The organism is Bifidobacterium mellis, from assembly GCF_000967265.1.
Lineage (GTDB): Bacteria > Actinomycetota > Actinomycetes > Actinomycetales > Bifidobacteriaceae > Bombiscardovia > Bombiscardovia mellis.
Genome location: NZ_KQ033885.1, coordinates 1046700 through 1058611, shown reverse-complemented (window position 1 = coordinate 1058611; position 11912 = coordinate 1046700). Strand labels below are relative to the sequence as shown.

Annotated in this window: 9 protein-coding genes and 1 tRNA gene; 6 read left to right on the top strand and 4 right to left on the bottom strand. The window is 61.4% G+C overall.

Translation table 11 applies throughout. The features are described 5' to 3' along the window. The first annotated feature begins 95 nt into the window (after nt 1-95). From JF70_RS04620 to JF70_RS08745, 4 genes are all read left to right on the top strand, one after another. Nucleotides 96-809, top strand: a complete 714-nt coding sequence (locus JF70_RS04620) for a TetR/AcrR family transcriptional regulator (protein ID WP_052690742.1) — start codon at nt 96-98, stop codon at nt 807-809. 116 nt (nt 810-925) lie between these two features. Further along, nucleotides 926-1657 carry an ABC transporter ATP-binding protein gene (locus tag JF70_RS04615; RefSeq protein WP_045935462.1) on the top strand — a complete coding sequence of 244 codons (732 nt, stop codon included), beginning with the start codon at nt 926-928 and terminating at the stop codon, nt 1655-1657. A gap of 1 nt (nt 1658) precedes the next feature. Further along, the gene (locus JF70_RS04610; RefSeq protein ID WP_045935461.1) at nt 1659-2354 is read left to right on the top strand and encodes an ABC transporter permease; all 696 of its coding nucleotides are present in this window, start codon (nt 1659-1661) and stop codon (nt 2352-2354) included. Between the two features lie 13 nt (nt 2355-2367). Next, on the top strand, nt 2368-3654 hold the full coding sequence (locus JF70_RS08745) for an MFS transporter (protein WP_082069395.1): 1287 nt from the start codon (nt 2368-2370) through the stop codon (nt 3652-3654). Here the strand turns inward: JF70_RS08745 and JF70_RS04600 are convergent. Next, nucleotides 3646-3719, bottom strand: a tRNA-Pro gene (locus JF70_RS04600). The genes JF70_RS08745 and JF70_RS04600 overlap by 9 nt on opposite strands. 116 nt (nt 3720-3835) lie before the next feature. On the opposite strand from JF70_RS04600, the gene aroA reads away from it, so the two are divergent. Next, the gene (gene aroA, locus JF70_RS04595; protein WP_156149596.1) at nt 3836-5194 is read left to right on the top strand and encodes a 3-phosphoshikimate 1-carboxyvinyltransferase; all 1359 of its coding nucleotides are present in this window, start codon (nt 3836-3838) and stop codon (nt 5192-5194) included. Nucleotides 5195-5226: 32 nt separating this feature from the next. Beyond that, nucleotides 5227-6027, top strand: coding sequence for a histidinol-phosphatase (hisN, locus tag JF70_RS04590; protein WP_045935459.1), 801 nt, complete (start codon nt 5227-5229; stop codon nt 6025-6027). A 147-nt stretch (nt 6028-6174) separates the two neighbouring features. On the opposite strand, the gene JF70_RS04585 is transcribed toward hisN, so the two are convergent. The 3 genes from JF70_RS04585 to JF70_RS04575 form a co-directional block, all read right to left on the bottom strand. After that, nucleotides 6175-7401: an acetate/propionate family kinase gene (locus tag JF70_RS04585; RefSeq protein WP_045935458.1), complete on the bottom strand. Its 1227-nt coding sequence runs from the start codon at nt 7399-7401 to the stop codon at nt 6175-6177. 191 nt (nt 7402-7592) lie between these two features. Beyond that, a complete protein-coding gene (gene pta / locus JF70_RS04580; RefSeq protein ID WP_045935457.1) occupies nt 7593-9281 on the bottom strand; it encodes a phosphate acetyltransferase in 1689 nt (562 codons plus the stop codon). A 126-nt stretch (nt 9282-9407) separates the two neighbouring features. Next, the gene (locus JF70_RS04575; RefSeq protein WP_045935456.1) at nt 9408-11882 is read right to left on the bottom strand and encodes a phosphoketolase; all 2475 of its coding nucleotides are present in this window, start codon (nt 11880-11882) and stop codon (nt 9408-9410) included. Nucleotides 11883-11912 lie beyond the last annotated feature (30 nt).

Genomic DNA, 11912 nt, shown 5'->3' with positions numbered 1-11912 from the left:
CATAACATACCAGTGGTATGATAGCTTCCTGTAAGAAGAGATCGTCGGGCCACGATGGTCAGACGTCGATGCGTTGACAAGGAGGGGAGTACCGCATGGGCACGCCGAAGAATCCCGAAGGACATCGCAATCAGATCCTTGATGTGGCCCAGCGGCTCTTCCTGGAAAAGGGATATGACGGGACCAGCATCCAGGACATCGTCGACGGCCTGGGCGGCATGACCAAGGGGGCGGTCTACTACCATTTTCCTTCCAAGACGGCCATTTTCCGTGCGGTTACCGAGCGCATGGCTTCCTCCTCATCCCAGGGGGACTGGCTGGGGCAATGGCCCGGAAAAACTGGTCTGGAAAAACTGCGCAACGAGCTGATCGCCTCCCTGTCGGCCTACTCGCGTCTCGATGTGACCTTTTCAGCCAGAACCCTGTTGAAGAGTCCCCGCATGGTGGGGGAGATGTACTTGAAATCCATGGACAGGATTGTGGACGTGATCATCCCCTACGTTCGAGAAGGCGTGGAGGACGGCTCCATCGCCCCTTGCAATCCCGAGGATTTGGCCCAGGTGCTCTATATCCTGCTCAACATGTGGATAGGGATCCGGTTCTCGACCATGACGCGGGACCAGGTGGTCTCCAAGTTCACTCTGTTGGCCGATATGCTCAAGGGGATCGGGGCGCCGGTCATCGATGATCGGGTTATTCGTGCAGCCGTGCACTTGCATGCGCATCTGAAGAGCAATCCTCTGACTGCCACCGGCGGGGAGTCCACGCAAGTGGAATCTGACCTGAATCAGGATCAAGGGATCGCTTAGAGCCGATGGATTTCTTAAGGCAAAGTGCTCTGGCTACTGGCAAGATTCGGGCACTCAACGAGTGTATGGTTTTTGTTTCCATCAAACATACCAGTGGTATTTTTGAAAGGAGTTTCATGAAGGTGCTGGAGGCGGACGGTATCGTCCAAGTGTTAGACGGCAGGGAGGTGCTGTCCGGACTGGACCTGACCCTGGGGCAGGGCGAGGTTCTGGGCTTGTTGGGTGCCAACGGGGCCGGCAAGTCCACGCTCTTGAAGATCCTGACCGGAATGCAAAGGCCCGTCGGCGGTCGGGTCCGCTTTCTGGGCAAGCCTCTCAGCGAAGGCTACCCGGGCATCCTTGCCAGAATGGGGGTGTCCATCAACGGGCCCGTCTTCTACGAGTCCCTCAATGCCAGGGAGAACCTGGAGATTGATCTGGCCTACCTCGCGCTGGCAGACGGGGGGCGTAGGGCCGCCGAGATCACCGGGGTCAGCCAACTTTTGGAGAAGGTTGGATTGACTGCGGATTCAGTCACGCCTGTCGGCAGGTATTCCATGGGCATGAGGCAGAGGCTGGCCCTGGCCAGGTGCATGGGCCATCATCCTGACCTTTACCTACTGGACGAGCCGCTCAACGGACTGGACCCTGTGGCCATCGGACAGCTGCGAGATAGCCTGCGCAGCCTGGCAGCCCAGGGGAGTGCAATCCTCTTTTCCAGCCACATTCTCTCCGAAGTGTTGCGCACGGCCGACAACGTGATGGTCGTGGCGGACGGCAGAGTCAGCCTGCGGGCCAGCGTGCCGGAGCTCCTCAATCAGGGCCAGGAGGTCGCCGAGCGAACCCTGGTCAAGGCCATGGAGGGCTGATATGAAGACGCTGCTGAAATTAGAACTGAAAAAGACCAGGCTATGGCCCTGCATCTTCGGAGGGCTGGCAGTAGTGGCCGCAGCCTTGGCCATCGGAGGCATGTTCCTGGCCATTGGCCACACTTGCGGACGGTCAGATCCTCGGTTGTCAAGCCTGGCCTTCGTGCTGCAGATGGCCATGGTCATCCTTCTGGTGGGCTTTTCCCTGGTGGCTGCTGCCCTCTGCAACCTGGTCTTCATTGAGCCCTATACGGGGAGGAACCTGGCGCTCACCCTCTCATTCCCCATATCGCGGAGCCGAATCCTGCTGGCCAAGCTAATCTTCGCCGGCCTCTTCACTGCGCTCTCCTACTTGGCTGGGACGGCCATCACCCTGACCGTCATGCTACTGATCGACCGTCTTGTGGGTTCGCTTGGAACGGGCTCGCCAGGCAGTCTGCTCGAACAGGTTCTCCTCATGCTGGTTACCAGCCTTGCCGGACTGGTGGGGTTGGTTGGCATCGCCCTCTCTATAGGCTTCTGGAAGCGTTCGCTGCCCATCATGTTCGCGGTCCTGCTCCTGCTGGACGCTGTAGTGGGCAACTTGCTCTCCCAATCCCCGCTACTGTCTGCTCTGCTGCTTCTGATCATCTTTCTGGCCTCCCTGCCGGCATGGTGGCTGCTTCATCGGACTCTCATGAAGATCGAACTGCCCTGATCGACGGCTGACCATGCAGGAGCTTCTTAAGAACAAGCCTTTTGTGACCATGGTTCTGGCCAGTCTGTTGAATACGGTCGGAGGCGAGCTCTTCAACATCGTCTTCATTGTCTATGCCCAGACCATGCCCTTTGCCGGACTGGCTGTTTCCATAGCCTCAATGGCCTGGGTGGCTCCAGCCCTGACGGCCATCCTGACCGGATACCTGGCCGACAGGACCGTGCACAAGACACGGATGCAAGTTGTGATCAAGCTGATTCAGGTGTGTATTTACCTGGCTATGGCCATGACAATCGGCAGGTCCAAGAGTTTGCCCGTCTTTCTGCTGCTGGTAGCCATGGACATGGCATCTTCCATGTTGGAGGGATATGCAGGAAGTCTGTGGATGCCGGTCCTCAAACACCTGGTCCAGCCAGGCCAGCTCCATCAGGCGACCTCAATCACCTCCGCTGCATCCAATGTCGCGGCTGTCATCAGTGCAGGCGGAGGTGCGGTGTTGATCGCTATCCTGGGCAACAGATTCGCTGTATTCGCGCTGATCAATGCTGCCACCTTTCTGCTGGCGGGAATTTTGGTGGCTATTGGCTATAAGGCATTCGCCAGGGCGGAGGTCGCAGGCAATGGTTCACCTGTGGGCAAGCATGTGGGCCTGTCCTCCAGCCTCCGTATGGCCTTGGGTGAGTTCCGCAGCTCTACCTTCCTGGTCCTGATGGTGGGCTTCGGCTGTCTGGTCAACCTTCTGGGGACGGCTCTGCAGCCCCTGCTCAATCTGGGGCTGATTTCCATGCCCGAGGTCTGGTGGGGAAGCTACGGCACAACCATAGCCGTAATCAACGGCATCTCCTCGCTGGGACTTATCCTTGGCGCACTCCTTGCCGCAGATCCGCTCAGGCGGCTGCCCATGGCCCATTTGCTGACCGGAGTCATGGCCGCAGCCGCCATGGTAGGGATCAACCTGGTATGGCTGCACATTCCTGCCCTGCTGTTCCTCCCGCTCCTGGTCATGAACTATCTTTTGGGCAAGATCAACCCTCGGTTCATGACCATGCTCATCAGCACAGTGGGTGAGGACCACCTGGCTGCAACCATGGGAGTGGTACAGACTGTCATGATGATAGGGGCGCCTCTGGGGCAGATGATTTTTCTAACGCTGGGAAATCTGGTCGGCATCGCCATCACCATGTCGATTTATGCGAGTCTGACGGGCCTTCTAGCTCTGACGATTCTCCTTACAGGATTGCTGGGCATGAATGCCAAGGATCCGACTCCCGACATGGGACGAAGGCAAAAGTCGGGCTAGCCGGATTTGAACCGGCGACATCCTGCACCCAAAGCAGGCGCGCTACCAAGCTGCGCTATAGCCCGGCGCTCATAAGCATCAACGTATGAGCACAATGTATCAATATAGCACAGGGCCAGGTCCCTGCTGGACCCTTGGCGGGTGAACAGGGAGTGGGAACAGCTCTGCGCCTGCGGTTACCATGGTTACCATGACAGCGGAAGAGACATGGGAGGCACCGCAGGCGGGTGGCCCCTTGGATGCAACGGTGACCATACCGGGAAGCAAGTCCCTCTCGAATAGGTATCTGATTCTGGCGGCCCTGGGAAGCCGCCCCGTCAGGCTGACCGGTCTGCTCAGGTCGCGTGATACGGACCTGATGATCGGGGCCCTGGAGGCTCTTGGTGTGGACTGTCGGATTGACCCGAACAACGCTACGAATGTGACCGTCATTCCACCGGCAGGCGGGCGATTCCGGGGTGGCGCTCGCGTGGACTGCGGATTGGCCGGAACCGTCATGCGCTTTGTGCCGGGCCTGGCCATGCTGGCTGATGGTCCCACCCACTTCGACGGGGACGAGCAGGCCTATCGCCGCCCCATGAGACCTCTGCTGGAGGGGCTGACCCGGCTGGGAGCCAGGATCGAGTACCTGGGCCAGGAGGGCTTCCTGCCCTTTGCGCTCACACCGCCGGACCGCCTGGTAGGCAGGGAGGTGACCATAGACTCCTCGGCATCCTCGCAGTTCATTTCCGGCCTCCTGCTCTTGGCTGCCAGGGCTGAGGGCACTATGACCTTCGTTCACTCTGGCCAGCATCTTCCCAGTCTTCCGCACATCGCCATGACTGTTGAGGATCTGCGTCAGGCCGGAGTCCAGGTTCAGGCCAATCCCGACCGTTGCAGGTGGAGTGTTGAAGGCAGGGGATCTGCTGGGACGCAGCTGCCTGATCAGATCCAGGTGGAGCCCGACCTGTCGAATGCGGCCCCCTTCCTGGGAGCGGCCCTGATAGGTGGCGGACAAGTCAGCGTGCCCAACTGGCCAGATCGGACAACACAGCCAGGCGGCTTGCTGCCCAAGTATTTGGAGACCATGGGCGCGAAGGTAGACATGGTTCCCGACGGTCAGGGTAGCGCCACCTGTAGGGTGACCAGCGGGGAAGCCATCCATGGACTTGGCGACTTCGATCTGTCTCCCGCGGGGGAGATTGTGCCATCTATTGCAGCCATCCTGGTTTTTGCGGACGGGCCCAGTCGCCTGCATGGCATCGGCCACCTGCGTGGTCATGAGACCAACCGGCTGAAGGCGCTGGCCACGGAAATCACCAGAATAGGAGGTCGAGCCCGCGAACTGGATGATGGCCTGGCCATTGAGCCTGTGCCGACTCAGCGTATGCACGGGGCCGTCATGGAGACCTATGCCGACCATCGCATGGCTACTTTCGCCGCCATGATTGGTCTTAAGATACCCGGCATCCGGGTGCGCAACATCGGTACCACGGCCAAGACCATGCCTGACTTCCCGGGTATGTGGAAGCGAATGCTGGCAGGCGAGGTTCAAGGCTGAACCAGAGCGATTCAAGCGAAAGGAACCGTGTTATGAGCATCGAGGATGAAAGGCAGACCTGGCAGGAGGATCTGGATCTGGCCATCGCCATGGCCGATCAGGCCGATCAGGTCACCGTGGGTTACTTCAAGTCGCCGAATCTTCACGTGGAACGCAAGGCGGACAATACTCCGGTCACCCAGGCTGACAGGGAGGCGGAGGCGGTGATCCGTCGCGTGCTGGCCCGGGCTAGGCCGAACGATACCATCTACGCCGAGGAGCTGGGAAAGCAGGAGTCCAACGGCAGGCGGTGGATCATCGATCCCATTGACGGGACCAAGAACTATGTGCGCGGGGTCCCGGTATGGGCGACCCTGATCGGCTTGGAGGCAGACCATCAGATGGTGGTCGGTGCGGTATCGGCCCCCATGCTGGGCACCCGCTGGTACGCTGCTCAGGGTCAGGGAGCCTACATGGCGCGCCAGGGCGAGGCCCCCAAGGCCATCCACGTATCAGGAGTGGACCGGATGGAAGACGCCTCCATGTCCTTGTCATCACTGACCGGCTGGAAGGCCATAGGCCGACGGGAGCGGCTTCTGGACCTGACCGATCGGATCTGGCGCCTGCGTGGTTTCGGCGACTTCTGGCAGTACATGCTCCTGGCCCAGGGGGCCATCGACCTGGCGGCCGAGCCGGAACTGGACCTCTACGACATGGGTGCCCTGGTTCCCATCGTGACCGAGGCAGGGGGCAGCTTCACCGACCTGGCAGGCAACCCGGGTCCCTGGGGAGGCAATGGTCTTGCCAGCAATGGTCTTCTGCACAAGGAGGCCTTGGAGGCCCTGGGCGACTGACATATAGAAGAAGGCCGGCAACCACAGTATGTGGTCACCGGCCTATTTGGTTCTTAAGACCAAATCCTTAGGACCAAACCTGGGCCTCAAACATCCATCATTCAACCAACAATCGGATTGAGATGATAGAACAGGTCGGGTCAGCGGTCAGGCCTGGAACTTGTTGCCGTAGGCGTCGCCCTGGCTGGCGACGACCTCGGCCTGACGCGCGATGGAGAGCTCCTCGTTGGTGGGGATGACGCAGACGGCGACCGTGCTGTCGGGGGTGGAAATGATCCGGGCCTCCTTGGAGCGCTGGTCGTTCTTCTCCTGGTCCAGCTTCACGCCGAAGGGCTCCAACTGCTCGATGACCCGGCGGCGCACGATTTCATCGTTCTCACCCACGCCGGCCGTGAAGGTGATGGCATCCAGGCCGCCCATCTGGGCCGTGTAATTGCCGATGTAGCCGACAATGCGGTGGATGTAGATGTCCAGGGCCAGCTTGGCGTCCTCATCGCCCTCGGCGATCAGCTTATGGACCTCGCGCATGTCGCCATGGCCGGTCAGGCCGGTCATGCCGGAACGCTTGTTGAAGAGGGTGTCCAGCTCATCCACGCTCATGTGGGCGTTGCGGATCAGGTGGAAGACAACGGCAGGGTCGATGTCGCCGGTACGGCCGCCCATGACCAGGCCCTCCAGAGGGGTCAGGCCCATGGAGGTCTCGACGGGATGTCCGGAAACCTGCGCCGAAGCGGAAGCCCCGTTGCCGATGTGTAGGACGATCTGCCGCAGACCTTCCGCAGGCTTGCCCAGCAGGCCGGGAACCAGCTGGCCCACATACTGATGGCTGGTTCCGTGGGCGCCGTAGCGACGGATGTGGTACTGCTTGGCGATGTCCTTGTTGAGGGCATAGGTGGAGGCCTTCTTGGGCAGTTCGAAGAAGAAGGAGGAGTCGAAGACGAAGACCTGGGGGGTCTGCGGCATCAGCCGGCTCATGACCTCGGCGCCCTCAGCCTCGGGTCCATTGTGCAGGGGGGCCAACACGGCCAGATCCTTGACCTGGCTCAGGGTCTTCTTGGTCAGGAGGGCGGGCTTGGGGAAGATGGCTCCACCCTGGACGACACGGTGGCCTACGGCGATGATGCCGGCCTTGTCCAGATCAGGGCCATACTCCTTGAAGAAGCCCAGGACACGCTTGAGCCCGACCTCATGATCGTGGATGGGCTCCTCAAGCTCATGCTTCTCGCCGCTGACCTCGTGCTTGTAGTGGCCGTCGGTGGGCTCGCCGATCTTCTCGACCAGACCCGAGGCCAGGCTCTGGCTGGTCTCCAGATCGACCAACTGGTACTTGATCGAGCTCGAACCCGAATTGATGACTAGGACGGTTTTCGCCATTGGGGCATCCTCCTGATGTGCTTGTATAGAAGCCTGCGCTCCTCAATCAGTCTTCAAGATTACTCGTCGGCCCTTACAAGGCGCGGTATATCGCCAGGCTGACATGGTTTTGGGGCTGCTGCTGGATCCATTTTGGAGATATGAACCAGCAACAGCCCCTGAGGTTTATAGGGACGTTTCAGGGACGCTGATCAGTCCTGGGCCTCGACGGCGGTCAGGGCCACGGTGTTGATGATGTCGGCCACCAGGGCGCCGCGGGAAAGGTCGTTGACCGGCTTGTTCAGACCCTGCAGGACCGGTCCGATGGCCAGGGCGCCCGAGGTTCGCTGTACGGCCTTGTAGCCGATGTTGCCGGCGCTCAGGCTGGGGAAGACGAAGACGTTGACCTTTCCGGCAACCGGATCGCCCTTGGCCTTGGTGGCTGCCACAGTGGGGGACCAGGCCGCGTCGAACTGGATGGGGCCCACGATGGGCAGGTCCGGCGCCTTCTCCTTGGCCAGGCGGGTGGCCTCTTCGACCAGGTCCACATCCGGGCCCTTGCCTGATCCCAGGGTGGAGTAGGAGAGCATACCCACGCGCGGGTCCACGCCGAAGGAGCGGGCCGTTTGAGCCGACTGGATGGCGATGTCGGCCAGCTGCTCGGACGATGGGTTGAGATTGATGGCACAATCCGCGAAGACCGCCACATGGTCGGGGAAGCACATGAGGAAGGCTCCGGAGACCAGCGAGGCGCCCGGCTTGGTCTTGATCACCTGCAGGGCTGGGCGGACCGTGTTGGCTGTGGAGTTGATGGAGCCGGACACCAGGCCGTCGGCCTTGCCCAGCACGACCAGCATGGTGCCGAAGTATGAAGGATCCGCCAGTTGCTTGCGTGCCTGCTCCGGGGTCATGCCCTTCTTGGCACGCAGCTGGCAGAGGCGATCGACCATGGGCGCCAGCACCTGCTCGTCGTCCATGGGCTGGAAGGAGGCCTTGTCCAGGTGGTTGAGGCCAAGCTCCTTGCCACGCGCCAGAATGGAATCCTTGTCGCCCACGATGATCAGGTCGACGATGTTGCGGGTCAGCAGGTAGTCGGCCGCCTTGATGATGCGGTCCTCGCCGCCCTCCGGTAGGACGATGGTCTTCTTGTCGGCCTTGGCCTTGGCCAGCAGATCGTTCTGGAATGCTACAGGCGTGGTGGCCTTGGGGCTGGCGGCGTCGGCGGCCTTCAGCACCTGGTCGACGTCCACCTCCTGCTGGAATGTCTGGCTGGTGGCCTGGCGGGCCTGATCGGCGGACGGATCCGTGTCGAAGTCCATCTTGGAGACGGTCCAGGTCGGCAGATCATACTCCTGGAAGGCCTGGTTGAGAGGCGCCTTCTGTTCAGGCTGGCATCCGGTGATGAAGACTCCGGCAAGCACAGCTCCCTGGGCCTCGATGGTCCGACGGCAGGCAGCCACGGTCTTCATGACCTGGCCGGGTTCCCTGCCGATAGTGCAGACGGCCAGCATGACCGGGGACCTCAGGTCGGCGGCGATCTGTGCATTGAGAGCAAACAGGCCGGGGTCGAAGAGCTTTGAGGCATCGCTACCCACAACCAGGACACGCTCGGGATGGGCGGCATCCACCAGCTCGTCATAGGCGTTGAGGACATCGGCCCGGGTCTGCATGGGGTCCTCAGTAGCGTGACAGGGGCACTTGCCGCGGCAGATTTCCGGATCCATGTCCGGGAATGAACTGGCTGCAACCAGTTCCGGGGTCAATGGGTGCTTCCTGCAGGCGATTGGTCTGAATACGGCCGTTTTGGCTTTGGCGCTCAAGGCCTTGGTCAGGCCGTAGGCCACGACGTTGCGGCCGTTGGCGGCTTCGGGGCTGATGATGGTGATGCTTGCAAGACTCACTGTGTCTTCTCCTGTCCGGAATTGGTTGCCTTGATGACTGCTTTGTTCACAACCTTGTCCAGTATACAGAAACCGCCCGCCATGCGGGCTGCGCATGACGGGCGGTTTCAGGGTCGGATCAGCGTATCACTCGTTGTCTCCGGCGGTCGCGGCGGTGGCGGAGATGGTCTCCTGTCCGGCGCGGTTGGCATCGGGCCAGACCCAATCGGTGTAATCGGGGTGGTCGTAGCCCTTGTCCACGGCGAACTGGAAGGCCTCGTCGCGGAACTTGGTCCACTTGTCGATCTGGTCGGCGTACTTGCCGGCATCCACCAGCTTCAGGGCGGAGGCGGCCAGGCACCAACGATCCATGTTGTTGACGCGCACCATGTCGAACGGCGTGGTGGTGGAGCCCTGCTCCTCGTAGCCGTGCACGGAGAAGTTGTCGTGGTTGGGACGTCCGTGGATCAGGCGGTAGATGGAGCCGGGGTAGGCGTGGAAGGCGAACAGGACCGGCTTGTCCTTGCTGAAGAGCTCGGTGAACTCCTCGTCGGACAGGGCCTGATCGTTCTCCTCGGTGTCCTGGATCTTCAACAGGTCGACCACGTTGACGAACTGGACCTTCACGCCCAGCTTCTGCAGCATGTCGTCGGCGGCCAGGGCCTCCTGGGTGGGGATGTCGCCTGCGGTGGCGATGACGACATCAGCATCCTCGGCATTCTTGGCGTTGGAGGCCCAATCCCAGCGGGCGGCCCCCTTCTCCAACTCGGCGGCGGCCTCGTCCACGCTCTGGTAGGTGGCGGCGGGCTGCTTGCCGGCGAAGATGGCGTTGATGCAGTTGGTCGACTTGTAGCAACGCTCGCCCACGTTCAGCAGCATGTTGGCATCGGCGGGGAAGTAGATGTTGACCACATGATCGTTGTTGAAGTTCTTGTTCAGCAGGATGTCGACGAAGCCGGGATCCTGGTGGGAGAACCCGTTGTGGTCCTGACGCCAGACGTGCGAGGTGACCAGGAGGTTCAGTCCGGCGATGGGCTTGCGCCACGGGATCTCGCGGACGGTGGCCTCCAGCCACTTGGCGTGCTGGTTGATCATGGAGTCGATGACGTGCACGAAGGACTCGTAGGAGCTCCAGATGCCGTGGCGCCCGGTCAGCAGGTAGCCCTCCAGGAAGCCTTCCATCTGGTGCTCGGAGAGCTGTTCGATGACCTGGCCGGTGTGGGCCATGTGCTCGTCGGTCAGCTCCGACAGGTAGTCGGCATCCCACTGCTTGTTGGTCACCTCATAGGCGGCGGCCAGACGGTTGGAGGCCGTCTCGTCAGGTCCGAAGATGCGGAAGTCGGTGGGGTTCTTAGCCAGTACGTCGCGGGTGTAGTAGCCCAGGACGCGGGTGGCCTCGGTGGCGCCCCAGCCATGGCCGTGCTTCTTGATGTCGATCTCGTAGTCGTGGATGTCGGGCAGCTCCAGCGGCTTGAGCAGACGCCCGCCGTTGGCGTTGGGGTTCTCGCCGATGCGCAGGTCGCCCTTGGGCATGAAGCTGGTGACCTCGGGACGCAGGGTGCCCTTCTCGTCGAAGAGCTCCTCGGGCTTGTAGGAGGCCAGCCAGTTCTTGAGGATCTGGAAGTGGGCCTCGGTGTCGCGGGCGGAGGTCAGCGGCACCTGGTGGGCGCGCCAGGATCCCTCGGTCTTCTTGCCGTCGATGAACTTGGGGCAGGTCCAGCCCTTGGGGGTGCGGAAGATGATCATGGGGTAGAAGGGACGGGTCATGTCGTCGGTTTCGGCCCGGGCCTTGATGTCGCAGATCTTGTCGAAGACGGTCTCCAGCATGTCGGCGAAGCGGCGGTGGATGGACAGATGGTCCTCGTCGTCGAACCCTGCAACGAACTCGAAGGGCTCATAGCCCATGCCATGGAAGTACTCATGCAGCTCCTCGTCGGAGATGCGCGAGAGGATGGTCGGGTTGGCGATCTTGTAGCCGTTCAGGTGCAGAATGGGCAGGACGATGCCGTCGGTGCGGGGGTTGACCAGCTTGTTGGACTGCCAGCCGGTGGCCAGAGGGCCGGTCTCGGCCTCGCCGTCACCCACGATGCAGGGCACGAAGAGGCTGGGGTTGTTCATGATGGCGCCGTAGGCGTGGGAGAGGGCATAGCCCAGCTCGCCGCCCTCGTGGATGGACCCGGGGGTCTCAGGCGCGAAGTGGGAGGGGATGCCGCCCGGGTAGGAGAACTGGCGGAAGAACTTCTGCAGGCCGGCCTCATCGTTGGTGATCTTGGGGTAGTACTCGCTGTAGGTGCCGTCCAGGTAGGACTGCGAGGTGCCGGCGGGGCCGCCGTGGCCGGGGCCCATGATGATTACGGTGTTCTGCTGATGGTCGGCGATCAGACGGTTGATATGGCCCAGCAGGAAGTTCAGGCCGGGGGTGGTGCCCCAGTGGCCGACCAGACGATGCTTGACATCCTCCCGAGTGAAGGGCTCCTTCATCAGGGGGTTGCTGCGAAGATAAATCTGTCCGATGGAAAGATAGTTGGCCGCCCGCCAATACTTGTCGACGGCCTCGAGGGTCTCCTCGGCGATTGGGGTCTCCAGCTTCGCCCAAGGGGTGCCGATAACAGGATTCGTCATGTGTACTCCTGCACTATAGTGCGATTGTTT

Coding starts and splice junctions, on each gene's coding strand:
- JF70_RS04615 (WP_045935462.1), top strand. CDS start 926: ATGAAGGTGCTGGAGGCGGACGGTATCGTCCAAGTGTTAGACGGCAGG.
- hisN (WP_045935459.1), top strand. CDS start 5,227: ATGAGCATCGAGGATGAAAGGCAGACCTGGCAGGAGGATCTGGATCTG.
- JF70_RS04575 (WP_045935456.1), bottom strand. CDS start 11,882: ATGACGAATCCTGTTATCGGCACCCCTTGGGCGAAGCTGGAGACCCCA.
- JF70_RS04610 (WP_045935461.1), top strand. CDS start 1,659: ATGAAGACGCTGCTGAAATTAGAACTGAAAAAGACCAGGCTATGGCCC.
- JF70_RS04585 (WP_045935458.1), bottom strand. CDS start 7,401: ATGGCGAAAACCGTCCTAGTCATCAATTCGGGTTCGAGCTCGATCAAG.
- aroA (WP_156149596.1), top strand. CDS start 3,836: ATGGTTACCATGACAGCGGAAGAGACATGGGAGGCACCGCAGGCGGGT.
- JF70_RS04620 (WP_052690742.1), top strand. CDS start 96: ATGGGCACGCCGAAGAATCCCGAAGGACATCGCAATCAGATCCTTGAT.
- JF70_RS08745 (WP_082069395.1), top strand. CDS start 2,368: ATGCAGGAGCTTCTTAAGAACAAGCCTTTTGTGACCATGGTTCTGGCC.